We start from the raw sequence: 24,696 nt of genomic DNA, 5'->3' as shown, positions 1-24,696 counted from the left end.
AATTCTCGCATTTGCGTCTCTATATCGCTGTATCATTGTTTGCCTTTGATAGAAATCAGTAAATTACTCGCATCATCTGAACTAAAATATGAAAGATACGTCTCCAATGCTTTGATTGCTTCACTGCGTTTGTTTTGTTTGATTTTTGCTTTAGCGTAGATCAACCATGGTTTTGCAGATGAGGGATTAAAATGATTGGCTCTTTTGGAATATTGTATCGCTTTTTCATATTTATGTGCTTTTAGATAAAATTGCGATAATTTCAATGAAGAATCAAAATCTTCTCCCTTGCGATTTGATTCTAGCAATGACGTTTCATTGCCGACACTCTTCACAAAGATTTTGATTGTTGGTTTTTCTTCTTTGGGTGTTACCTTTTTAGGTTCGCGCACCGGCTCAATTTTTTTCACTTTTGCCGGAGCTATTTTAGCGGGTTTTGTCACCGTTGCTCTCTTTTTCTCTGGCTTCGTATCACTCAATTTTGGAACAATATCTGGAGAATTTAATACAATCGCTTGATCTTGGGTTGCGATATTTTTGCTCTGATTTATATCATGATGCAAACGCGTCTCTTGTAGTGGTTGTGAAACCTTGGAAGAAACAACTTTTTTATCTGGCATGTACCACATCAAAACGATTGTCCCTACCGCCACCAAAAGAAATACTATCAACAATGCCCACTTTAAAAATCGTTTTCGTCTTAGCGCTTGGCAGCGTCTCTCTAACTCTTCAAACGCTCTATTTGTCATGAATGACTCCAATTTCCAAAGCACTCATTTGCAATAAGCAAGGATTAATCTTGTCATATTTTCTCAGGCCATTTTGCTTGGCATATTCCAACAAAGACAAAAGTGTAAAGAGAAATTTTTTGATGGTTCTAAAATTACCGTTGCAATAATGGGTAATTTTTTTGGCGATTTTTTCTGTGAACATCTCCATAATATCCTCTTGTCCTACTGATTGTAAACTGCTTTTAATATAGCGAAACACCTCATCATGATGCAAGACTCCGTATTCCACTACCACCTTGGTACGCGATTTAAAATGTTTTTTCTCCAAGATTGCCATACCCTCTTCTTTGTGCATTGAGAGAACAAACTGGAATACCTTTGTATCGCTAAGTATGCGTATCAGTTCAAACTGTTCTTCATTTAAGAGTTGCGCCTCATCGATGAAAATAGTGTGATTGCTGTCTCGGTAATTTTCAAGCAAAACTTCCTTGAGCTCGTTAAAATTAGTATCTTTATCAAAAGCAATACCCTTGGCTTCATACAAAATCTTCAGCAAATCTCTTTTGTCAAAAAAGGGATGATCGATAAAAACCGTCAGGGAATTTTTGGACTGTTCCAGGTTGATGAGCTTGAGGATATAGCTCTTTCCCACACCCGGGTCTCCAATCAAAAATATCAGCGGTGCTTCTTTTGTTTCGATAGAGTTTTCAACCTTGTGACGTGCAATCTCCGCACTCACACTATCAAAATAATTCCTGGCATCAATCACATCTCTAAAGAGTGCTTTTGCAGCTGAAAAATCTCTCATTTTTTATATTTTCTATCGATTTTGATATCAAAATCGTTTAAATCTGGTTTTTTATTAATATCAATAATATGCGGAATCAAAACGATAATCAACTCACTATTAGTGATGACTTTCCCGTCGCTTTGAAACGCTTTGCCCAACAATGGGATGGAAGATAACAACGGCACACTCGTTTTACTTGAAGTTTCATCTTTATTAATCAATCCGCCGATTAACACTTTATTTCCATCTTTTACCTTCACAATAGAGGAGAGTTGTTTGATTTTGATATCCGGCGCCAAAAATGGAACGCCATCACTATCGATGTGTTCTTTTTCTATCTCGCTCACTGTTGGATTGATTTTGAGCATGATAAAGTTGTCATTGGTAACTTGCGGCGTGATATCCAGTGTCACACCAACAAAGGTAGAATCTGCTGTGTAATTTGGTGTCGTCACAGACCCACCACTTGAAGTGGTCGTGGTGCTACCGCTATCATAGCGATAATTGACTTCGGTTCCCACATTAATGACAGCCGATTGGTTGTTGAGTGTCATAACTTTTGGATTAGAGACAATTTTAACATCCCCTTGCGTTTTTAGAAAATCAAGCAAACCTTCCATCGAAAAATTATAGCCTATGAGGTAATTTGGTTTTACAAAGCCATTGATCGAACTACCGCTTGTCCGCGAGGCCAATGCATCACTTGAGCCGCTAAGGGAGAGTTTAAATTTACTCCAGTCAATTCCATTGGTCTTACTATCTGTATATTTTACTTCGATGAGTTTTGCTTCGATGAGTATCTCTTTGTGAAGTCGTCTCATGATGTCTTTGATATAGTGTTCCACCATATCCAATTGTTTTTTTGTACCCGTGACTGTAATCATCCCAGCATCTTGATTGATCAACGCTTTTGATACGCGTTTACTCTCATTTTGACCCCGGTTAAGGATATTATTGACCTCAGATTCGATTTTGCTCCAAAATTGAAAATCCGAAGTAAAATCCATCGTCGTAGAATCTTCTGCTCCCTTACCCGTAGAAGAGCCCGTTTTGATAGTTTTGTTGGTGCTGCTGGTTCGTTTGGTAAAGCTCACATAATCTAGGAAATAAGATTTGGTTTTAAGATAGGAGATTTTTAATATTTTTTGATTTTCATCCAATGTATAAAACAGATTGCGATCACGCAATAATAAATTGAGCAACTCTTTGAGAGAAAAATCTTTGACATTAATGTAATTGAGATTCTTGTCCAATTCCTTTTTAACAAAACCATCTTCAAACAACATCGTCATATGACAGGTGTCGGTAATGTTTTCTAAAACATCCATGATTTTAACATGCTGCGTGGTATTGTCTTTAATGCTGAAAGAAAATAGTTTATTTTCACAATTTGCAAATGCCAATGTCGCAAGAAGTACTGAAGTTAACAATAAAAATCTAATCTTCATGTTTATTTTTCCCTTATATTCAATATCTGTTGTTTCTTTTTCAAATAAAGCGTTCTCGTCACACCTTTTTTCTCTATCTTAATCTTATCTGTAAAAATTTTCTTTATCTTGTATCCTGCTACACGCTCACCGACTTTGTACCAATGACCATTGATAAAGGCACTATGATTGAGTACCATTACAAAATGAATAGGTGATGCTTGCTTGTTGCTGGTACTCATGACCGATGTTGTCGTACCCTTTACTTTTTTGGTTACAACAAAAGGATTGTAATTCAAAACAACAATTTTATTCTCTTTCTTGCTGTGAATCAATTGATCTAATCGCGTGGACAAATCAGCACCAAAAAGAATCGACAGAGAAACCATGACCATCAAAAATATTCTCATAATCCTATCCCATATAAATCAATATCTAGCTTGAAATTGACGCGATTATCTTTGAGGAAGATATCACTTTTACTAAATTGCAACAAGGTATCAAGCGTATCGATATAGGAGATAAATGCTACGATATCAATGTAATTACCACTCCCTTGTATCTCAAGTGTTTTCTTTTTTTGGAGGATATCTTTGCTATTTTGATTTTTCACGTTGCTGCTTTTAATATAATCGATTTGGAGATTTCTTTTGAGCGAATTTTGCAAGATTTCTGTGATATTTTTCGCCCATTTTTTATCATCAAATAGAGCAAATTTTAGTTGATACAATCCTGAAACCAAAAGATTGATTTGTTCTTGCTTACTCTCTTTTTCCGTTCGCAATTGCAAGAGTTGCTTCTCTTTCAATGCCAAAGTATTTTTAAATTTAGTGGGTGCATTTTGTCTCAATTGTGTTTGCAATTGATTGATATTATTTTCAAGGTTTTTTTGCTCATCTAAACGGGGCATCATGATATAAACAAACACATAAATCATCAATCCAAAAATCATCACATAGATCAAGTACCGCTGCTTTTTATCCACATTCTCGAGATAATTTTCGAAATTATTCACGTTCAATTCCTATTTTACTGATGTAGTTTTTCTCATCAAGTTTGATTTCATCGGTCGAAACATTCACAAAACCTTCATGTATTAATGCACGTAAAAACTTGGCGATTTCATCACGATTGGTATAACTAGAGATGACTTCAATCTTCATATGCTTGTTGATTTGTTGGATACTTTTTGCATGCAATCCAAAGCGCTTCAGCAGGGCATTAACCTGTGTTAAAAAACTCACATACCCTTGGTCTTTACCTCTTAAATTCTCTAACGTTTCAATACTATTTTGGATATGACTCATGACATTATGCTGCTTGGCGATTGCCTCTTGCTCTTTGACAATCAATGCATTTTGTTTTTTAATGGCGGTTTTATATTGATTGAGTACTCTTTTTGTCGTTTGGTGTTGAGCGCTTAGCACCTCTTCTTTTTGGCGTAAGGAGGCTATCGACATCGCAAGATATTCATAAGCAACAAGCATCATGATAAATACAAGCATCACGCTCATAAAGAGTTTCCCTGTTCGTGTTTTGAGAAAGCTGGGTTTTCTTGTGAAAATCGTCGCATTTTGTCCATCAGAGTGCGCGATGATGTTATCTTGCCCATAAGATGCTACAACGTTGTCCAAGAAATGATGGGTTTGTTTTTCTTTAAAAAGATTAAAATCCAGTACGTTTGTATCACTCAAACCAAATGTCAAAACAAACTCTTTCAGTCCTCTAATACGTCCTTGGGGTGTACTCAAAAAGATGCGATCGATGGTATCAAAGTCAAAAACACTCCGATTGTGCATCGCAACGTTTTGGATTTTGGTGAGTATTTGGGAGAAAATCGACTCTATCAAATTAAAAAGTTCGCGCTCTTGTGGCTCATATTGTGTCGCATCCAAACCTTTATTTTTCAAGAGTTCATAAAAGGCATCCACACTCAAATCAATATCATTTGCTTTTAATTTTTCGATAATTTCTGTGATGTTGATTTGTGATTTTGTTGAGATGTATGCGCCATCTTTGTAGAAACTCATAAAAGATTCTTGCTCACTCAAATAGACAAAAATATCATTTTTGCCGGTTAATATTTTGTTAGTATAAAAGGTCGTAAAAGCAAAAAACGGTAGCGCTAAAAAATCAATGTATTTGACTTTTTTAACCGCACCCTTAAAATATTCCCTTAAGATATCCTGATCAATCGCAAACGCTTCTATGAGATTACTTTCATCAAAATCCAGTGCTTTGACAATGTAGGTAATTTTATAATTTTTATTGACATCAAGACCGGCTTCTTCGTACATCTTGATTTCAACTAATGAATTTAAATCATCTTGTTTTTGTGAAGCGGGAATTTTAAAACTATAGATGATAACATGCTCATATAAAACCCGAGAGACACTCTTGAGACGCGATTGATACTGCGTCTCTTTGAAGCGAACGCCATCATAAGCAATCAATGTCAGATCAACGGGGTTAATATACTGGATTTCTTGTTTTTCTGCCATGCTAACCTTAACCTTTAGTTTTAATTTTTTATTATAACATATCCACTCATTGGTTGGACTGAAATCGTGTTCATTTCGTGATTATAGGTGATATTTATGTCTAATTTTTGTTGTATTAATTTCTCATCATGATAGGGTCTGCCAAATTCATCAAAACACAGACGCTTATTTTCACTACTCACATCAGAAACAAATTGAAAAGGAGTAGAATTCTGACGCGCTTTTTCTTCGAAACTTGTGTTATTTACATCCAGACAAGTCGCATCACTTTGCACACTCCAAGGAGTATTGAATCCTATCACATCATTGCCTAGCGCATGGCGTTGTGTCTCTTTGATTTTCATGATGACAAAGTTGGTATCATTCAGCAACCTATTATCAGGCAAAGAACTCAGCCCAATACTACTGATGATGCCTATCAAGATAATAACAAAAATCAACTCCAATATCGTGAATGCGCGGTGAGTGTATTGATGTTTTTTCATGGTCTTTGCAATGTCCTCATATAAAGTGAGATGGTTTTATTTTTGTTTCTAGTATTATGGGGATTGGTTTGGACATGCACATTGAGCAACACCATGCCATGTGAGTCTTCAGTTTGAACACTTTGGCATAACGCACCACAATCGCTACAATCTTGACTTCCACTTAAGAGATAATATTTTGTAATATTGACATCAGCAAAAAACCTATCATCAGCAGAGGTGATATGAACCTCTTGCAAGCATCCTTGGGTACTGTTGCGTTCATAGCCACTGATAGCCAATAAACTCATCTCTACGGCACTTTTCATAAAAAGTTCGGCGCTCTCCTTGACATAAGCATCGGAGGTCTGTTTGATTGTGATTGTGGCGTATTTCATCGCTACGACCAATAGACCACTCACTAAGATGATGACAATCAAGGCTTGAATCAAACCAAATCCACGGCGCATCAAAATACTACCTTTTGTTTGGAGATAGTGACATTATGCTCACTGCCTCGAATCTTTTTGGTGAGTGTCACATCAAATTTGATATTGCCATTAATCAATCCGGTTTGAAATCCCGTGACATAAGAGGAGAGTATCGTGACATTGCCATCTTGGGTACTACCACCATGGGGGTCAGCACAAAATGTTTGATTTTTCCAAGGGCGATAATTATAAAATAAAAAAAGCGTATTGTTATCAATACTTTGATTTAAATTTCTAATACAAGTGGCATTTAAGTCAATATCCGCACCCCGTGCAATCGCATAAGCGCTATCGACCAAATAATATTTTTCATAAATAATATCGGGTGATGCATCTAAGGTGATGCTATTAGTATGCAAACTTTGGAGGGTATAGAGGAGATTATGATTATGAGCATGCCACCCAAAAGAGCTGTTAAAATCACTAGCCAAAGAGAGCGCGCCATCATCAAAACTCCCTGCAAAGATAAGCGCTAAATCATCTGTACTACCCCCATCAAATTTGTCGGCCATCAGCGTGTCAAGAGCGGTGGTATTGATATCATAAGAAGTAATCGTTTGCGTTGTTTTATCGGAGGCATTTAAATCCACAAAACCACTGTAATATCCAGCTTTTAGCCCCTCACTCGCCGAGCCAATCCACTCTAAAATCTGATATGATGTTTCCATATTATAAATCGAGCCAAAGCTTCCATCACCCTTGTAACCAATGACAGAGCTGGGAACCCGATAGTATAACAAGGAGGCAATTTGATCTGCGATGACTTGAGAATCGCTGGAGAGCTCACTGAAGGCTTTGGCTTTGGCGGCACGTAAATATAAGTGTTTGAGTGCCACAAAAGTCCCTGCGGATAAAATCCCGATGATGACGATGGTGATAATCGCTTCTACGAGCGTAAAGGCTTTTTTCATTTCCAGACTCTACTATTGAAGGTCATCTGCCCGATGTTAGCTGAAACATAGGAAAATTGTGCGATTTGTTTTCCTACCGTGCCTCGTTTTCCATTATAGGTGATGTTTAACTCTACTCTTTTTAAATTTGTGGTGTCATTGGACGCTGCACCATGAGTATTTAACATCACTTTGGCTTGATGTGGTGAGGGATATGTAATATTTTCGTCGATATATTGGACGCTGATGTGTAAATTGTAGTAGGATGCATTGATATCTTGGTTATTAAAACGGTCGATATTATTGGCCAAAAAATAATTGGTTCCTGCAAAATCTCCCATCACACTCGCATTTTTATCATTTTCACAGTTTCTTGAGCCTATAAATCCACCGATTCTATAATGTGTCGTGCTGTTACAATCAAAAAGTGCATTGCCAGCGTTCACATGTAGGATATCGTTTGAAGCTGTATTGTTTTCATCCCAGGCTAGAGATGAGATCATCTGCATCATAGAGATTCCGTTAAAAAGCGCATCTTGCCTGATGGCAAATTGATCGCTTTTGTTCAACGAAAAAATGATTTTGGGAATCACAGTGAAGACAATCCCGATGATAACAATCGTGAAAATCAATTCAATCAGTGACAAGCCAGAGCGCCCAGATTTTTTCATCATCTGAATACTTTCACACCAGATTTTATGTAATTGGTTTGATTGTACTCATTGCCAATATCTGTCCCATTAAAATCTCCACTTTGGATCAACACCGCAGTGCTCTTATGAAAATAATTGTATTTAAAACACGGATGCTGCGAACAATCGCTGGTATTGCTGTCATTATAATCTTTGTAATGATTAAACCACAGATATGCAGGCGATTTGACATGGATATAAGCAGAATTTGAATTGCTCCACGTATTGCTTATAGTAAAGCGGTCGATTCCAAGAGTGGTATTTTGCGTCGGTGTAATCGCATTGATGTTGTTTTCATCTTCGCTCAGTGTAAAATCTTTTTTTGGTAAAAGGGCACTCATCTGTGTGCTACTATCTTTTTGCATTTGATACCAATGGGTACTATTTTGATGAAATCCACTGACATAGGAGGTGCCCGCGGTTGAATAGACTTCTATTTGCAGATCAAATAGTGCGCTTTGCTTGTTTGTATCAATATCATGAGTTTTGACGCGCCCATAATAAAACTGACTGTCATTATTCTCTAAGACGAGTCCAGGATTGAGTACATTGACATCGGTTGGGTAACTGGTATTTATATCCTCCATCGTCATTGTTAGCGGGTCTTTTGGGATATTGTGTTGTCTGTAAACATTCAGCGCATACATGACAAGCGAGCTATTGCCTTCGGTAAAATTTTGATCATTAATCGTCGCATTAAAATCTGGATTACTGAGATTTTTATCATGAGCGGTTGTCATGGTATTGTTGATAAATTGAGTATAACTGATATTGCCATCACTACTCGTGGCATTGACATCGATTGTAACTCCAACATCATGGCTATAACAGTATCGGTCAAATTTTTTAGTGACATCACCATCAGCATTTTGAGCTTGGACTTTGAACGAGAGGCTGATATTGGTATCATCCACATTTGCCATGTAGCGCCAATCTTGATTGGGATCTCTCACAAAACTAGCATCAATAATAGCAAACCGGTATGGATTGAACGTTATCGTTTTGCTCACTGTGGGAATCAACCGCTCTGTATCACTAGAATCATTATGGTCAATATAGGCAAATTCACTACCTAAATTTTCTTTGATTGTGATGTTGACATCGCCGACATCGCTGTATTTTGGAGTGAAACTCACACCACCGTTGGAAAATTGAATCGGATCGGGTACATTCCCCAAACTGCCACTAGGGCATGTGGCATTGGAATCACTGATACTGATAGTATAAGAGGTCCCATTGGTCTCATTATAATCCAAACTATTGCCACCACTATTATTGCTAGCATTTATATCCAAACGAAAAGGTACGCCAGCATATAGAGATGTCGTATTGGTATCGATGGTAAATTTAAGCGGTCGGATTGCAAAATGATCGGTGGAGCGTGTACTGTTGTCTTCATCACTAATCGGACAAGTCGTATCAACATTTTCTTTCCAAACCAAATCAATCTGCGCATCGTGACTCGCATACTCAGAATTAAATGTGGCGACATTCACATAAGGATTGGTCGCATCAAATAAAAGTTTTACCCAATTTGAAAGCACTTTGTGAGTGTTACTATCCACCACACTGGCACAAACGGTACCATTGAAATCCTGATAATCCGTATTGCTTTCATTGAGTGCAAAAATATTGAGATTAAAATTTTGCTTGACAATTTTTGTTTTGATGACACGATTGCTCACATTGTAGCTCGCTCCGACTTCCCAAGCATCAAAATAGCTGTTTGGATTCTCTGCTAATTTTCCCAATGTACCACAATTGGCTGCGCTGATATTGAGGTCATCAAGACTGTGATAATTAGTAGAACCTCCAGTTGAACCTGTCAAACTAAATCTAAAATTTTCAGGACTACTGGCACTTTGCGTTGCATTGACCTCATCCATATTGGACAACAAGACATAGCCATTGCCATCAAGAGTATCTCGATATACGGTAATCAGTGTTTGAGAGTTTCTGGTATCAATGATAAATTTATATTTATAATTTGGTGCGGGCGTTGATGCGCTGGTATCATCGATTCCGGGACTTAATGTACCGGTTCCTGCGATATATTGATAATTATCTCCTTCAGATCCTCGAATTGCCAAAGCATCTTTGGTCAGGCTGGTACCTCCCACGCGACCTTCTGTCGGATTTGAAAAGTTTCCATATTCATCAAGTCCAAAGCCAAGCCAACCTCCTGCAAAACCACTAATTCCCGTTTTTTGGGCATAACCCAATGACCCACCAGAAGCTCCAGCAACAGGGGTAGTATTTGCATCTGAAAAGACTATGGTCATCCCATCAGCACCACTACCGCCATAAGCGTTGTGCTCAAACTCTATCTGCACGAGATTATTTTGAGCAGGAAACTTGCCCACAAGTGATACCCCTGAGGCAATATTGTTATGATTTTTTGTCAACATGAGTTTGTTATCGGTAATATCAGGAGGATAGGTTCCGGTACTAATGATGCTCCATCTCTCACCCAAACTCGCTCTATTGAAATTATCATAATAACACTCTTTTAGCGTAAAATCCGTACCACCACCACAACTATTCTGGCACATGGTAAGAGGATTATTATCTACAATATTGGTACTTATTTTTGTTGTATCATCTCGGCTAATGGCACCGTCTCCACTACTATCGCTCACACCATCCCAGTAATTTCCATCCCAATCGTATGAACTTGAAGCATAAGCATAATTTCCGCCATTTAGCGCATAGATACAATTGTTATTGACAGAAATCGTATGCCAATTATAGAGATACATCGCATAACTATTACCACTACTTGAGGTATTGTAGAAACAAGAATTTTCAATCAATGCCATCATCACACCGGTTTTAAGATAAAGGGCATAGTTGCCATTAGTGGTCAGTTTGGAAGCATTGACGTTAAGAGTCCCACTTGCATTATTGACTTGCAAGGCATTTCCAGTAGCATTAATATCACAATTTGAAATCGTAATATTTTCAAATGTACTAGAATCAAACTCAAGACCATTGTCATTGGAGCTACTACTATCGCTGTTGATTCTCACATTCTCAAAAACAGCATTATCTCCTTGTGTCGCTTTAATCCCACCCGCATGAGCCGTCACATTAATATCACTAAAATCCAGACTTCCTGTCACACTCCAATCTGTCTTGATGCCCCAGCCATTGCCCGAACTGCCACTGATTGTGGCATTATTTATAGTGACATCGGTCCCTTCTTGTACGAGTAAGCCATAATTCCCATTAGTATCAAATGCAATATTTTTAAATGTCAGAGCGCCATCTATTCCACTACCGGTATGAAATGCATATTGAGTACTGCCGCTAATCGTACAGTTATCGACATTAATATTGTTTCCTTGTTCAATTTCAATACCCGTTCCTTTGTTCAGACTGATATTGATATCATTAAAAGTCAAATCATCTACTGTTGTGCCATAATCAGAAGCTATCGCATTGGTATTATTCGTATAGTTGCTAGCCGTAATATTAATATCTTCAAATATCATCTGTTTTCCGCTACTTAACGCAATAGCCGGTTGTTTTCCCACATCAAAAGAGAGGTGTTTAAAAATATGATTTTCATCTGCCACGCTATGTTGCAACTTGATGGCAGTATCATTGGCACTGTTTCCTGAGAGAGTAAAAGCGATATTTTCAAAATCTTGGAGGCCTCCTTGGCTGATATAAATACCACTGCCGCCACTTTCAATCGTCAAATTTTTGAAGACCCCTTGTAAATCATTGTTTACATTGTAACTTCCATAAACCCCATCTGCGCCATCAGTTTTAATAAGCAAATTATTCAGTGTTATCTTTGATTGTGCATAATTAATACGAATAGCCTTGGAATTGGAAGAATTGCTCGTAGAATACAGTGATACGTTTTGGACTACCAAATTTTTAGGAGAATGACTACTATCTCCTACTACTAAGACATCACCATTATTGTACCAATTCACATCACTTGGCTCATACACATCGGCACCATTGGTAATCGTTAGGTTATCAACAAGCACGCTATCTTGTTCGTTATAATCGCCTTTACATATTTTAATAGTATCGCCATCTGTGGCATCATCTAAAGCGCCTTGAATGGTAGAGTATGAAGAAAAAAGCGACAACCCTTCACAATTTAAAAATCCAAAGAAAGAAAGCGTATTGTCTACGACCAAAGTGGCGGACATTCCATAGATGGGAAACAGCAATACAAATAAAAAATGAACAAATTTACTTGTTTTGATTATTGATCCTTTTCCTTGATGTCCTTAAACAAAACGATTTTATTCCTACCGCTATGTTTGGCATCATACAAAGCAATATCAGCATTTTTGATCACTTGCCACGCACTTGGAGCATCTTCTTTGTAATACGATATTCCCGCACTCAATGTTTTATTGAGACTCGTCTCTCCCATCTCAAAAATAGTTTTTTCAAACATGTCTTTGATCTTTTTGATTGTTTCATAAGCATCTTTACTCGTAGGCATAAAAATCAGAAACTCTTCTCCACCAAAGCGAAACGCTACATCTTCTTTCTTGATTGTCTTTTTAAATATTTCAGAAAGTCCTCTAAGCACACGATCTCCGGCATCATGACCATAAGAGTCATTGACCTTTTTAAAATAATCAATATCCAGCATGGCAATCGCATAAGATTTATACTCTAAGACACGCGTTTCCATGAAAATATCCAGATATTTTCGGTTGTGTAATCCTGTCAAACCATCAATCATATTGGATTTTTGTAAGATTTCCGTCAATATCTTGCTTTGTAAAACCGGTCTGGCCGATTCAAGATAATTTTTGATATAGCCGATGGCTTTTTTGCTTTGAAACAGAGCGTCGCTATCTTTGGGTTTGATATTGATAACCAATGAGATATTTTCATCAATCGGATAGTTAATACACAGATAATCTCGCTTCAATTTGCACGCTTGACATACCGATTCAAAATCATCACTCGCCACAATCGAGTTGGTTCGAAAAGCTCTGCAATTGACACTGGTATTGATTGAGGCGTGACAAAAATCCTCTGTAATGTCTTCGTATATCAAAGTGCGTGTATCTTTTTTGATATCCACTTCATAAAATGACAAATTTTCAATCTTGAGGTGTTCTTTGAAAAATTTCACCAATCTTTGGTAAATGATTTGCTTGGAAATATCTTGTTCGATGACTTTTTTAAACCGGTACAACATCGCGATATCTTCGATGATAAATTTTGATTTTTCTAGGGGGTCTTGAAAGGTTTGCCGACGATCAGAGACAAAAAGTGCGATATTTTTATCAATCGAGCCGACCATCTCTTGCAGCTTTTCAAGAAGGGTATTGAGCCATTTGAACGCTTCTGTGGATTCATTATCTCCCATGAGTTTGATACGTGTTGAGTAATCACCTTTGTTGGCTTTTTCCAAGGATTCTTTGATATAGATTAAACTTCCCACATAAGGTTTCAGCAGTTTACTCGTCACAAAAATAAACAGTATGATAAAGAGAATCGAAATACCAAAAATACGCAAAATCGTCATGATACTATTATATCGGGCTTGTTGCAGGCTAAATACCATACTAATACCCCCTAGTACATCGCCCTCTTTTGCATTGGTATGACAACTGAGACAATCAGGATGAGAATGCGCTGTTGCAATATAGGGGATGGTGATCCGAAGGGTTGGATTTAGAAGATCATCATGAATCACTTCTTGAATTTTTTTGGTTTTTATCATTGTTTTGTCTATGGCATCTCTCACTGTTTCATTGGGAAAGCCTTTGCCAAATTCCTGGACGACTTTGTCCGTTCTAAAAATCCAAATATCAAGAGCATCTGCGGATTTTTTCGCATTTTCCAAGAAAAGTTGACGCTGGCTCATGACACCCGCATTCATATGCGCGGTTAATCCACCCTCAACCATAGAGGCGACAATCTTGGCTTGCACAAATTCTCGTTTTTGGACATAGCTTTTAAAACTCACCACAACAATAGCAATAATTAATAAAGAAAAAGAGAGCAAAATGCCCGCAAAAATAGCTAATATTTTTTTGTTTCCCCGCATCCCTAATCCTTAAAAACCTATATGATACGTATTATACTACATTAAAATCCCTTAAACATCTTTGATTAAACAACATTTCAATCCCCTTTTAGTATAATCGCGTTAAAAATTATAAGGTATCTATTATTATGAGTGAAAAAAGCACGGTTTATAATCCAAAAAATATCGAAGACGCCTATTATAAAATATGGGAAGAACGGGGATATTTCGAGATTGATGGCAATGAAGAAATTCAAGAAAAAGATAAAAAATTCTGTATCATGATGCCCCCTCCAAATGTCACGGGAAGCCTACATATCGGACACGCACTAACCTTTACATTGCAAGACATTATCACCAGATACAAACGAATGGATGGGTATAAGACACTGTGGCAACCTGGCACCGATCATGCGGGTATTGCGACACAAAATGTCGTCGAAAAACAACTTTTGGCTCAGGGGATTACCAAAGATGAAATCGGCCGCGAAGCCTTTTTGAAAAAAGTATGGGAATGGAAAGAATTCAGCGGCGGAGAAATCGTCCATCAAATGCGAAAACTCGGTATCTCACCAGCTTGGAGCCGTGAGCGATTTACGATGGATGAAGGATTGAAAAATGCGGTTAAAAAATCCTTTGTTAATCTTTATAATGAGGGGATGATTGTCCGTGGCAATTACATGGTCAACTGGTGTACCCACGATGGCGCCCTCAGCGACATTGAAGTCGAATACGAACAAAACCAAGGCAAACTCTACCACCTCAAATATTTTCTAAAAGACTCCCAAGAGTACCTCGTAGTAGCAACAACGCGACCGGAAACCTACTTTGGCGATACGGCGGTGATGGTACATCCTGATGATGAGCGCTACCGCTCTTTGGTTGGCAAAAAAGTCATATTACCACTCGTTGGCAGAGAAATCGAGATTATTACTGATACCCATGTCGATATGGAATTTGGAACCGGTTGCGTTAAGGTCACTCCCGCTCATGATCTCAACGACTACGAAGTCGGAAAGCGTCATGATCTTAAATTTATCACCATCTTTAACGATAAAGGAATTTTAAATGAATATTGTGGTGAATTTGAAGGTTTAGAGCGATTAGAAGCACGTGATTTGATTGTCAAAAAATTAGAAGAATCTGGTTTTATAGACAAAATTGAAGATTATGAAAATCAAGTCGGACACTGTTATCGCTGCCATAATGTCGTGGAGCCTTATATCTCCAAACAATGGTTTGTCAAAAAAGAGATTGCCGATGGCACCATCAAAAAAGTCAACGAACACTTAGCTGAATTTTATCCCGCACACTGGATTAACTCTTTTAATGCTTGGATGAAAGACCTCAGAGATTGGTGTATTTCACGCCAGCTATGGTGGGGACATCGTATCCCGGTTTTTTATTGTAAAGATTGTGGCTATGAATGGGCGAGTGAAAAAGATACCCAATTGGTATGTCCGGTATGTGAGAGTAAAAATATCTATCAAGACCCTGATGTTTTAGATACTTGGTTTAGTTCTGGTTTGTGGCCTTTTTCAACACTAGGCTGGGGCAATGGAAAAGCCCTTAAAGGTGAAAAATGGTTTGAAGAGGACATGGAAACATTTTATCCCAATACCCTACTCATCACGGGTTTTGATATCCTCTTTTTCTGGGTCGCAAGGATGATGTTCCAAGGAGAACATGCCTTTAAAGAATTGCCATTTAAAGATATCTATTTGCATGCACTTGTCAAAGATGAACACGGCCAAAAGATGAGTAAATCCAAAGGCAATGTCATCAATCCGCTTGACACCATCGAAGAATACAGCGCGGATACGCTTCGATTTACTTTGGCGATTTTAGCCGTACAAGGCAGAGACATCAAACTCAGTGGCGAGAAATTAGAACAGATTCGAAATTTCACCAATAAACTCTACAATGCCTCACGATTTCTTTTGATGAACGAAAGTAAATTTGAAGACCTTGAGAATATTGAGATTAAAACACCGCTAGGCAAATATATGAACAGTCGCCTGGCTATCGCGACAAAAGAGACACGAGAGTATTTTGACTCGTATCGATTCAACGATGCCGCAACCGTACTGTATCGATTTTTGTGGGGTGAATTCTGCGATTGGGGCATCGAGCTGAGCAAAGCGGATAAATCCAGTATCAAAGAGTTAGGAAGCATCTTTAAAGAGGCGATGAAACTCATCCATCCGCTGACTCCATTCATCTCAGAATTTTTATATCATGAGCTCTCCGGTACCGTATTGGAAGATGAAAAATCTATCATGATAAAATCCTATCCAAAAGCGACATCTCGCGATTATGATACGGAGAAGACGTTTGAATTAGTAATCGAAGCTATTATCAGTATCCGAAGGGCCAAAGCCAATATTGAGATGGGTAACAAAAAAATTGCCAATGCTTCTATCAAACTTGATAATCCAGAGATTTTACGCCATGCCTTGCCGTATATCAAACTCTTGGCAAAAGTCGAAAATATCACACTTGTCAATGAAAAAATACCAAATAGTGCCAGTGATATCAGCGATAATTTAGAGATTTATATCCCACTTGCAGATATCGATTTAGGACCGATTATCGAGCGCTTAAACAACCAAAAAAGTAAACTTGAGATGGAGATCATGAAGCTTGAAAAAATGCTAGGCAATGAAAAATTTATCGCCAATGCACCCAAAGCCGTCGTAGAACAAAACCAAACCGCGCTCAGCGAAGCAAAAAACAAATATGAAAAAGTGCAACAAGAATTAGAGGCGATTGCGTAGTGGATATCTTACAATCTGCCATCTTGGGTATTATCGAAGGGTTCACAGAATTTTTGCCAATCTCTTCGACAGCGCATATGATTGTGGCGAGTCAAGCCTTGGGATTGGCTCAAAACACTTACACTAAAGCCTTTGAAATCATCATTCAATTGGCTGCAATTTTAGCGGTCGTCTTGGTTTATAGAGAAAAATTTAGCCCCAAAAAGATTGAACTGTGGAAGCGTATCATCGTCGCATATTTACCGATTGCCATCATTGGCTTTATTTTCAGACACCAGATTAAAGATCTCTTTTCTACCAATATCGTCGCGATTATGTTCATCATCGGGGGAATTGTATTTTTGATTGTGGAAAAATTTTACCAAGAAAAAAAGCATCATGTTCAAAATGTAGAAACACTCACCTATAAACAATCGCTACTCATTGGTCTGGCACAAATCTTTGCACTCATCCCCGGCACCAGTCGTGCTGGTGCTACGATTATCGGAGGCATGCTGGTTGGTCTCAATCGAAAAATCAGTGCAGAATTTAGTTTTTTATTGGCTTTTCCGGTAATGATAACAGTCAGTGGCTATGAATTTTTGAAACATTATCGTGAATTTTCAAACGAAAATATCCTGACCCTTAGCATCGGATTTGTCGTCTCTTTTATCGTCGCCTATCTCACGATCAAGCTCTTTTTATCATTTTTAGAGCGCTTTACCTTCGTGAGTTTTGGGATTTATAGAATCATATTTGGCATCATACTCCTTTACATCGGAGCAGCATAGTCATGCAAAAAGCGCGCATTAATACGCGCTTTTTGTCATTTATTTACTTTTAGGACGAAATGGTTTGATGACGGTTTCATCACACTCAATAAAAGGTCCCTCAAGAAGGTCAATACAATAAGGCACAGCAGGAAATACCGCATCCAAACACTCACGGATGGATTTTGGTTTACCTGGCAAATTAATAATCAATGCTTTGCCTCTGATGCCGGCTTCTTGTCGTGATAATATGGCAGTGGGGACATATTGCAAACTCACTTGACGCATCAATTCACCAAAGCCTGGCATCATCTTATCACACACTGCCTCTGTCGCTTCGGGCGTCACATCTCTAATAGCAGGTCCGGTACCTCCGGTGGTTACTACCAAACAACACTCTTCAACATCAACCATATCTTTGAGTGTCTCTTCGATCAACTCTTTTTCATCAGGAATCACCGCATAAACTTCAGACCAATCACTGCTAATATACTCTTTCAACGTGCTAATAATCGCTTGACCAGAGAGGTCTTCATAAACTCCCGCACTGGCTCTATCTGACACGGTTAAAATACCTATTTTTATCTCATTCATTTATTCTTCCTTACTCATAGTTCTTTTTAACATCAATACAAAAGGGATACATGCAAATGCCATGGCGGCGGTTATCTCATACGTTAAGTCCAAGCCTAGATGGTCACCTGAAAGTCCCACCAAAAACACGATAACAGAACTGACTCCAAAATTCACGCTCATATAAATACTGTTTGCAAATGTCGGCATATGGGAATTGAGATCTTGCACACTCGCCATCAAAACCGGGCCTGATGCAAAAAGAAAAAATCCAAGAACTGCCAATATCGGAAACAGTAATAGTGTATGAAACAAGACAAATAATACCATAAAAACTGCCGATACAATAGTCGATATCATGAGCATATTAAATCGTCCTATTTTATCCGAATAAGAACCTGCAAATAAAGTTCCCGCCACACCAAAAAACTCCAGCACCGACAGGGAAATACCAGAACGCCAAATATCAGCACCATGGTGCATCAAATAAACAGGCAAATACAGAACCAAAACCGTTTTCATCGCAGATTGAAACAGCAAAAATCCACCCATGGCGGTGAAAAAAGGAGAATATCTCACAAGAAAAATTTTGGCATCACCTTTTTCTCTAGGTTTTCTCAATGACGTATCTAGATGAAAATTTCGGAGTTTGTAAAACAATAATAAGGACGCGAACAATCCAAAAGGCACCAGCTTATACGTACCTTCCAATCCCCACATCGAAATCGCTCCGGTAATCAACAACGGCCCTACCGTACGGGCACCCTCGCCTCCCACCATGAAAAAACTCATACCCGTACCGACCCGATTGCCCGATGCCTCTTTGATGATGACCGGAGATGGGATGTGATACAGTGCCGCACTCAAACCTGCGACAAAGAGTAAAATCAATGCTAAGACATAGGAGTTTGCAAATCCAAGCAGACTCATCGAAATTGCCGTAATGGAGGGTGTAAAAATCACAATGTATTTGACGCTGCTCTTCTCAGCCATCAAACCGAAAAACGGATTCAACAGTGTCGGCAACCGTCTGGCTATATCAAAAAACGATGCTTCTGAGAGACTGATACCCAATTTGGATATCAAAAATGGCAACATCGGCGCTAAAAAAGCAGAATACATATCATGCGCAAAGTGACTAAACGATATCGTAAGGACTTCACCTCTATCAAATTTTTTCAAAACGTTCCTTCTATTATCAATCTAAGACATCTTCATCGTGAAGAAAGCATACTTCGATTTTCGTCCCAACACCAAGAGTGCTCTGCACGCGAATCTCCGCATTGTGAAGATTGGCTATCATTTTGACAATCGATAATCCAAGTCCAGAGCCTTAAACGCCCTCAGATCTTGCCAAATGCACTCTGAAAAACTGGTCAAAAACATAATCCAAATCTTTTTTCCGATACCGATGCCTTCATCTTTTATCATTAGTATTTTATCTTTTAATTCTATAAAAACAGCTTTGCCCTTTGGGGTATATTTGATAGCATTATCGGTGAGATTTGCACACAAAACGCTCATGTGCGCATTTCTGCATCAATCAAGATTTTTTTTACAATAATTTTTGTCGCTAAAAATTTTAGACCATGGTATCTTGTCCCTCTCATGATAAGGTGTAAAACGTCTTCTTTTCTTTTCTTAAAAGTGAACCTTCAATCTTAACGCGGTATAATCAAATAAATTTTTTAAATTTGGAATATCAATGAAAAAAATCGGTAATATTATCATCGTTCTTTTAGTTTTAGTTTTTGTCTATGAGGGGTACCTCTATCTGCGATACCGTTCTGTCAATGCGGTGAGTGATGCGGCATTTGTCAAAAGTGATTCACTCTCAGCACTCAGTTTCAAGGTCGATGGAAAAATTCAATCCATGACCAAGCTCGAGGGAGATTCGGTAAAAAAAGGGGAAATTTTAGCGACAATCGATGCGACGGATTTCAATGTTACAAAACATAAGATTCAAAACTCTATTACAGCCCTTAAGATGAACAAATTAGCACTAGAAGACAAACTCTCACGCACCCGCAAAGAGTTGCATTTAGGTGAAAAGATTGCCACTAACAATATCGCAGCATACAAGAAAAAAATCGAAGCACTACAACTCTCTATTAGTGCCAATGAAACGCGACTGGCTAAGTTGTCTTTAGATGAAAAACGCTATAAAAGAATGTGGGATAAAAAACTCATTGCCAAAAACGATTATGAAAATATCCAAACATCAAGGCGTGCATTATCAGATAAAATTGCCTCGCAAAAGCAAGAGTTGGGTTCGGTAATTTTAAACTTTAACAATGTCCAAGATGCCAAGACCTTATCTATTGTCAAGAAAAGCGCAACCAAAGAGTTGCAAAAAGAGATTCTTGCACTTGAATCCAAAATTAAAGCGCTTCAAGATGATAAAAAAGCGATAGAAAATAAAATATCTTATTGTGAATTAAAAGCTCCCTATGACGGTATTGTCGCCAAAAAAATTGCCAATACCGACCAAGTGGTCGCCTCAGGATATCCGATTTATTATGTCGTGAACCCCAAAAAACTGCATGTTGAAGTCTTGTTATCAGAGACAAAACTACACGGTGTCAAAATCGGCAATAGCGTCTTAGTCAAACCCGACGCCCTTGATGGGAAAGAGTACAAAGGCGTGGTTGAAAATATCCTGCCTACCTCTGCATCAACCTTTTCACTCGTCCCTAGGGATATTGCCAGCGGTGAATTCACCAAACTCGACCAACGCTTTACTGTGCGCATTGCTTTGGATTCTATTACCGGACTCAAAGTCGGTATGAGCGCCAATATTGCCATCAAACGAAGTAAATAATGCAACAAGGCGTCAAAAACAGTTGGGATATCACCTCCAAAGAGAGGGTTATATTTAGTATTATCGTGATGGTCGGCTCCTTTATGGCCATCCTCGATACGACGATTGTCGATGTCATCGTCCCCAAACTCACCGGTCCTCTAGCGACCGATATGTATGGAGTGCAGTGGATTATCACCAGTTATATGATTGCAGCAGCAATTGCACTTTTGATTACAGAGTACCTCATCAAAAGATTTGGTGCCAAAAAAATCTTTATTGCCGGTATCATGATATTCTCAAGTGCATCATTTGTCTGTGGTATCTCTAGCGAACTCTCCCATATCATCATTGCGAGGATTTTCCAAGGCACGGGTGAAGCCCTCATCATGGTCACCAGTCATATCATGATTTTCTCCTATTTCCCGCCAAAAAAACAAGGTTTTGCGATGGGAATCTTTGGCTTGGGCGTCAGCTTTGCACCTGCTTTGGGTCCGACAATTGGAGGCTATTTGACAGAGTATTACAATTGGAGAATGGTCTTTTTTGTGAATGTCCCCATCGGCGTCTTATTGACACTAGCCAGTATCGTCTTTTTGCCCAAAGATTTAAATCTCAAAAGTATCAAACTCAATTTCATCAGCTTTTTTTTGATTTCCATGGCTACCATTTCTATCCTTGTCATGTTATCTTTAGGACAACAAAAAGGCTGGTTCAATAATTCACTCATCGGATTTTTGCTTTTTACGGCCATCATCGGGTATCTTCTTTATATACTCAGTGAACTCAACACCAAACATTCATTAATCGATTTTTCACTTTTTCGCAATTCTGATTTTACCAATGGTATCTTGATCTATTTTTTCATCATGGGCTTTAGTATGTATCAGTATTTCTACCTTTTGCCGGTTTATTATGAGCATATCAAAATGCTACCAACACTCGATGCGGGTATTGCTGTCTTTATTTTTGCGGTGTTTATTGGTATTTTTTCTCCACTCGCGGGAATTTTATCAGATAAAATCGGTGCGAAAAATGTCATTTTGATGGCAACGATTATTTATATCATCACCTCCTTGTTTATTTTGCCGACGCTCAATTATTATACTCCACTCGTGCAAGCAGAACTTTTGACGATTCCTTTTGGTATTGGGATGGGGCTCTTTTTTGCTCCGGTGACGGTGCTACTGTTGCAAAATGTCCCCAAAGATAAAGGCGAGCTTGCCATCGTTTTGATGGATTATGTGCGATTTGTCGGAGGGAGTTTTGGTACAGCCATTGCGACCAATAATATGGACTATTTTAAAAATATCAACTTCCAACACATGAATGAACTACAAAACAGTCAATATGTTCTTGATTATTTAGAGAATTTTAAAAATTTTCTTGGAATTTCTATGGACCAAACCGTCGCTTCTTTTAGAAATTACGAAATCTTCATGAGCTACAATTATGGCTTTTCATCTGTCTTTTTAGATGCAGCACACTGGGGACTCATCGGTTCGATATTTACACTATTTTTATTTATAAAATTCAAAAGAAAGAAGGAGAAAATTTGAAAAAATACATTTTCTTTATCATACCAATTTTTCTATATGGCGCAACATTTCAAGATTTGATACATAGTGTTGATAAAAATCTACTCATCCAATCCAAGCACAAACAAAACCAAGCGCTCAAAAGCCTCTTGCACAAAACACAGGCCAAACGCTATCCAAACCTTGAGATGAACCTCAATGCCACCCGACTCAAAGACATCCCCACAACCCAACTCCACATCAGCGCCTTACCGGGATTAAATCAACCCTTACCGATGGGAACACGCACGAATCTTAGTGCAGCATTGAGTATCACTTATCCTATATTTACGGGTTTTGCCATCAGTGAAAATATCGAAAAAGCCAAATTAAAAATCATCAAAAACCGTTTAGAAACTACAGATTTAAAACGACAACTCTATCTCAAAATATCAATGCTTTATGCCAATATTTTTACGATAAATAAGACTATAAAAGCCACAAATGATGCCAAAACTGCCATCACAGATTCCTATAAAAAAGCAAAAAGCATGTATGACAATGGCTTGATTAATATAGCCAATCTTTATAAAATCGAAGCCAAGCAATATGAGATTATTGCCACTTTGGCAACTTTAAAAAATCAAAAAGAACAACTCGTCGAAACATTGCAATATATCACCAATATCAAGACAGATATCACATCATTGCCACCATTAACGCTACACATGGACACGAAAGCGCTGATAGATATGGCACTTAGAAACCGCGAAGATATCCAAGCACTCAAAACAGAACTCAAGATTGATGATAAAGATATTTTATTAGCCAATTCTCAATCCTATCCGCAGATTTTTTTAGTGGGAGCACTCAAAAAAGAGGGAGATGATTTGAACCTAAACGGCAATGGTTATACTAATGCAGACCAAAGCTATATCGGTGCAACATTGCGTTGGAATCTCTTCGATGGGGGTGCTATTAAAAGCGAAAAAGAAGCCGCAACATACAAGAAAACAGCCCAACGTCTTTATCTGCAAGATTATGAGAGAAGTGTCACCAAAGAGATACATCATGCCTTATTGAAATTGCAATCTTTAAAGAGAGTTCAAAGTGCGACACAAAAAGAACTACGCTCAGCAAAAAGCTACTATGAACTCACACAAGGGCGATTTGACAATGGGCTCATCAGTGCAGATGAATTGAGTCGTGCTATTGCCGATTTTGCAAATATCAAAGCAAAATTTGAGGGTACAAAAGCCAATATTTTCTTACAAAAATGTAACATTTATTTACTGTGTGGGGCTCATATTTTCGTCAAATACACCCATTAAGCACGTTGTTTTATTTTTCGTTTCCATCCTGGCATCTGGGAGATAATGACACCACTAAAGATGATACATGATGCGACTATTTCCATGAATCCAAATTTTTCTCCCAAAATAATAAAAGCGAGAATGATGGTAAAAACAGGGATGAGATTTGTATAAACAGCGGCTTTGCTTGCCTCAATGCGACTCAAAGCAAAATTAAACATACCATAACCAAACATTGTCACAAAAATCCCCAAATATACGACCCACAATATTGCCGAAGTACTCACATGCATCGTTGTCGTATTATATTCCCATAGGGCAAATGGCAAGAAAAATATTGTTCCCATAAACGATTGGATGGCAGTGAGAAATAGAGGTGAAAATCGTGCGCTCAAATGACGGATTGCAATCGTATAACCCGCCCCACAAATCATCGCTAATAATTCCAAAGTATTTCCCAAAAGTGGATTGGTGGCTTGATCTGTTGATTCGGAGCTCACACTCAACCACACCGCTCCTACCACCGCCAAAAACGAACCAATCATCAACTTACGGGTAATGGCTTCTTTTAAGAAAAATCCAGCACCAATTGCTGTGATAATAGGCATCATAGAGGTAATCATACCCGCTTGCGCCGCAGAAGTATTTTTGAGTGCGTGCGCTTCAAAGATAAAATACAAACAAGGCTCAAAAAAAGTCATCAAAGCGATAAACTTGATATCTCTTTTAGTAAAACTAATTTTTTTGAATTTTTTTATGAAAAACATAAAGGAAACACTAGCTAGTGCCATCCTGAAAAATATCACATTCATAGGACCTATCGGACCAATTGCTGATTTTAATGCTATAAAAGAACTCGCCCACACCATCATCGCGAGAATCAACGCTCCCACGGCAACCCAATCAATACCTTTTTTTACCACTTCTACTCTTTTTTTGTTGCAATTTTATCATAATAAACA

22 protein-coding genes are annotated in these 24,696 nt (G+C 38.2%); 5 read left to right on the top strand and 17 right to left on the bottom strand.

Translation table 11 applies throughout. The annotated features are described in order from the left end of the window. Nucleotides 1–32: 32 nt before the first annotated feature. The 12 genes from SFB89_RS04335 to SFB89_RS04280 form a co-directional block, all read right to left on the bottom strand. Nucleotides 33–749, bottom strand: coding sequence for a tetratricopeptide repeat protein (locus SFB89_RS04335; protein WP_331775721.1), 717 nt, complete (start codon nt 747–749; stop codon nt 33–35). Next, complete coding sequence (locus tag SFB89_RS04330; RefSeq protein WP_331775720.1) at nt 739–1,539, bottom strand: ATP-binding protein; 801 nt, start codon at nt 1,537–1,539, stop codon at nt 739–741. Before SFB89_RS04330 ends, SFB89_RS04335 begins: the two co-directional genes overlap by 11 nt. Next, a complete protein-coding gene (gene mshL / locus SFB89_RS04325) occupies nt 1,536–2,969 on the bottom strand; it encodes a pilus (MSHA type) biogenesis protein MshL (protein ID WP_331775719.1) in 1,434 nt (477 codons plus the stop codon). The genes SFB89_RS04330 and mshL overlap by 4 nt, the downstream gene beginning before the upstream one ends. 2 nt (nt 2,970–2,971) lie before the next feature. After that, nucleotides 2,972–3,358, bottom strand: coding sequence for a hypothetical protein (locus tag SFB89_RS04320; RefSeq protein WP_331775718.1), 387 nt, complete (start codon nt 3,356–3,358; stop codon nt 2,972–2,974). Then, the gene (locus SFB89_RS04315) at nt 3,355–3,963 is read right to left on the bottom strand and encodes a hypothetical protein (protein ID WP_331775717.1); all 609 of its coding nucleotides are present in this window, start codon (nt 3,961–3,963) and stop codon (nt 3,355–3,357) included. The genes SFB89_RS04320 and SFB89_RS04315 overlap by 4 nt, the downstream gene beginning before the upstream one ends. Then, nucleotides 3,956–5,449 (bottom strand): hypothetical protein, encoded by a 1,494-nt coding sequence (locus SFB89_RS04310; RefSeq protein ID WP_331775716.1) that lies wholly within the window; start codon nt 5,447–5,449, stop codon nt 3,956–3,958. Before SFB89_RS04310 ends, SFB89_RS04315 begins: the two co-directional genes overlap by 8 nt. 20 nt (nt 5,450–5,469) lie before the next feature. Beyond that, nucleotides 5,470–5,934 carry a prepilin-type N-terminal cleavage/methylation domain-containing protein gene (locus SFB89_RS04305; protein WP_331775715.1) on the bottom strand — a complete coding sequence of 155 codons (465 nt, stop codon included), beginning with the start codon at nt 5,932–5,934 and terminating at the stop codon, nt 5,470–5,472. Beyond that, a complete protein-coding gene (locus tag SFB89_RS04300) occupies nt 5,931–6,386 on the bottom strand; it encodes a hypothetical protein (protein ID WP_331775714.1) in 456 nt (151 codons plus the stop codon). The genes SFB89_RS04305 and SFB89_RS04300 overlap by 4 nt, the downstream gene beginning before the upstream one ends. Continuing rightward, nucleotides 6,383–7,315 (bottom strand): prepilin-type N-terminal cleavage/methylation domain-containing protein, encoded by a 933-nt coding sequence (locus tag SFB89_RS04295; protein WP_331775713.1) that lies wholly within the window; start codon nt 7,313–7,315, stop codon nt 6,383–6,385. The genes SFB89_RS04300 and SFB89_RS04295 overlap by 4 nt, the downstream gene beginning before the upstream one ends. Then, nucleotides 7,312–7,968 (bottom strand): type II secretion system protein, encoded by a 657-nt coding sequence (locus SFB89_RS04290; protein ID WP_331775712.1) that lies wholly within the window; start codon nt 7,966–7,968, stop codon nt 7,312–7,314. Before SFB89_RS04290 ends, SFB89_RS04295 begins: the two co-directional genes overlap by 4 nt. Then, nucleotides 7,965–12,146 carry a right-handed parallel beta-helix repeat-containing protein gene (locus SFB89_RS04285; RefSeq protein ID WP_331775711.1) on the bottom strand — a complete coding sequence of 1,394 codons (4,182 nt, stop codon included), beginning with the start codon at nt 12,144–12,146 and terminating at the stop codon, nt 7,965–7,967. Before SFB89_RS04285 ends, SFB89_RS04290 begins: the two co-directional genes overlap by 4 nt. 68 nt (nt 12,147–12,214) lie before the next feature. Continuing rightward, nucleotides 12,215–14,026, bottom strand: coding sequence for a GGDEF domain-containing protein (locus tag SFB89_RS04280; protein WP_331775710.1), 1,812 nt, complete (start codon nt 14,024–14,026; stop codon nt 12,215–12,217). Between the two features lie 128 nt (nt 14,027–14,154). On the opposite strand from SFB89_RS04280, the gene SFB89_RS04275 reads away from it, so the two are divergent. Next, complete coding sequence (locus SFB89_RS04275; RefSeq protein WP_331775709.1) at nt 14,155–16,782, top strand: valine--tRNA ligase; 2,628 nt, start codon at nt 14,155–14,157, stop codon at nt 16,780–16,782. Then, nucleotides 16,782–17,552: an undecaprenyl-diphosphate phosphatase gene (locus SFB89_RS04270; RefSeq protein ID WP_331775708.1), complete on the top strand. Its 771-nt coding sequence runs from the start codon at nt 16,782–16,784 to the stop codon at nt 17,550–17,552. Before SFB89_RS04275 ends, SFB89_RS04270 begins: the two co-directional genes overlap by 1 nt. A 39-nt stretch (nt 17,553–17,591) precedes the next feature. On the opposite strand, the gene mog is transcribed toward SFB89_RS04270, so the two are convergent. The 4 genes from mog to SFB89_RS04255 are packed head-to-tail and all read right to left on the bottom strand — an operon-like array spanning nt 17,592 to nt 19,628. Beyond that, the gene (mog, locus tag SFB89_RS04265; RefSeq protein WP_331775707.1) at nt 17,592–18,125 is read right to left on the bottom strand and encodes a molybdopterin adenylyltransferase; all 534 of its coding nucleotides are present in this window, start codon (nt 18,123–18,125) and stop codon (nt 17,592–17,594) included. Beyond that, on the bottom strand, nt 18,126–19,286 hold the full coding sequence (locus SFB89_RS04260) for an MFS transporter (RefSeq protein ID WP_331775706.1): 1,161 nt from the start codon (nt 19,284–19,286) through the stop codon (nt 18,126–18,128). A 16-nt stretch (nt 19,287–19,302) separates the two neighbouring features. Then, nucleotides 19,303–19,407 (bottom strand): hypothetical protein, encoded by a 105-nt coding sequence (locus SFB89_RS11935; protein WP_443082175.1) that lies wholly within the window; start codon nt 19,405–19,407, stop codon nt 19,303–19,305. After that, complete coding sequence (locus SFB89_RS04255; RefSeq protein ID WP_331775705.1) at nt 19,404–19,628, bottom strand: ATP-binding protein; 225 nt, start codon at nt 19,626–19,628, stop codon at nt 19,404–19,406. The genes SFB89_RS11935 and SFB89_RS04255 overlap by 4 nt, the downstream gene beginning before the upstream one ends. Before the next feature lie 181 nt (nt 19,629–19,809). Between SFB89_RS04255 and SFB89_RS04250 the strand changes: the two genes are divergently transcribed. Genes SFB89_RS04250 through SFB89_RS04240 form a run of 3 tightly spaced genes read left to right on the top strand, consistent with a single transcriptional unit; the run spans nt 19,810 to nt 23,752 of the window. Beyond that, entirely contained in the window at nt 19,810–20,925 is a 1,116-nt protein-coding gene (locus SFB89_RS04250) for an HlyD family secretion protein (protein WP_331775704.1), read from the top strand. After that, nucleotides 20,925–22,463: a DHA2 family efflux MFS transporter permease subunit gene (locus SFB89_RS04245; protein WP_331775703.1), complete on the top strand. Its 1,539-nt coding sequence runs from the start codon at nt 20,925–20,927 to the stop codon at nt 22,461–22,463. The genes SFB89_RS04250 and SFB89_RS04245 overlap by 1 nt, the downstream gene beginning before the upstream one ends. Continuing rightward, nucleotides 22,460–23,752, top strand: coding sequence for a TolC family protein (locus tag SFB89_RS04240; protein WP_331775702.1), 1,293 nt, complete (start codon nt 22,460–22,462; stop codon nt 23,750–23,752). The genes SFB89_RS04245 and SFB89_RS04240 overlap by 4 nt, the downstream gene beginning before the upstream one ends. Here SFB89_RS04240 and SFB89_RS04235 read toward each other — a convergent pair. After that, on the bottom strand, nt 23,749–24,657 hold the full coding sequence (locus tag SFB89_RS04235) for a DMT family transporter (protein ID WP_331775701.1): 909 nt from the start codon (nt 24,655–24,657) through the stop codon (nt 23,749–23,751). The two genes, SFB89_RS04240 and SFB89_RS04235, sit on opposite strands and share 4 nt — an antisense overlap. Nucleotides 24,658–24,696: the final 39 nt, after the last annotated feature.

This window comes from Sulfurospirillum sp. 1612 (genome assembly GCF_036556685.1).
GTDB lineage: Bacteria > Campylobacterota > Campylobacteria > Campylobacterales > Sulfurospirillaceae > JAADIZ01.
The sequence above is the reverse complement of the archived record's forward strand: the minus strand, read 5'-3'. Positions and strand labels throughout refer to the sequence as shown.

Bases quoted from the DNA above. Each gene is read 5' to 3' on its own strand.
- SFB89_RS04335 (WP_331775721.1), bottom strand. From the start codon at position 749: ATGACAAATAGAGCGTTTGAAGAGTTAGAGAGACGCTGCCAAGCGCTA.
- SFB89_RS04330 (WP_331775720.1), bottom strand. From the start codon at position 1,539: ATGAGAGATTTTTCAGCTGCAAAAGCACTCTTTAGAGATGTGATTGAT.
- mshL (WP_331775719.1), bottom strand. From the start codon at position 2,969: ATGAAGATTAGATTTTTATTGTTAACTTCAGTACTTCTTGCGACATTG.
- SFB89_RS04320 (WP_331775718.1), bottom strand. From the start codon at position 3,358: ATGAGAATATTTTTGATGGTCATGGTTTCTCTGTCGATTCTTTTTGGT.
- SFB89_RS04310 (WP_331775716.1), bottom strand. From the start codon at position 5,449: ATGGCAGAAAAACAAGAAATCCAGTATATTAACCCCGTTGATCTGACA.
- SFB89_RS04305 (WP_331775715.1), bottom strand. From the start codon at position 5,934: ATGAAAAAACATCAATACACTCACCGCGCATTCACGATATTGGAGTTG.
- SFB89_RS04295 (WP_331775713.1), bottom strand. From the start codon at position 7,315: ATGAAAAAAGCCTTTACGCTCGTAGAAGCGATTATCACCATCGTCATC.
- SFB89_RS04290 (WP_331775712.1), bottom strand. From the start codon at position 7,968: ATGATGAAAAAATCTGGGCGCTCTGGCTTGTCACTGATTGAATTGATT.
- SFB89_RS04280 (WP_331775710.1), bottom strand. From the start codon at position 14,026: ATGCGGGGAAACAAAAAAATATTAGCTATTTTTGCGGGCATTTTGCTC.
- SFB89_RS04275 (WP_331775709.1), top strand. From the start codon at position 14,155: ATGAGTGAAAAAAGCACGGTTTATAATCCAAAAAATATCGAAGACGCC.
- mog (WP_331775707.1), bottom strand. From the start codon at position 18,125: ATGAATGAGATAAAAATAGGTATTTTAACCGTGTCAGATAGAGCCAGT.
- SFB89_RS11935 (WP_443082175.1), bottom strand. From the start codon at position 19,407: ATGATAGCCAATCTTCACAATGCGGAGATTCGCGTGCAGAGCACTCTT.
- SFB89_RS04255 (WP_331775705.1), bottom strand. From the start codon at position 19,628: ATGAGCGTTTTGTGTGCAAATCTCACCGATAATGCTATCAAATATACC.
- SFB89_RS04250 (WP_331775704.1), top strand. From the start codon at position 19,810: ATGAAAAAAATCGGTAATATTATCATCGTTCTTTTAGTTTTAGTTTTT.
- SFB89_RS04245 (WP_331775703.1), top strand. From the start codon at position 20,925: ATGCAACAAGGCGTCAAAAACAGTTGGGATATCACCTCCAAAGAGAGG.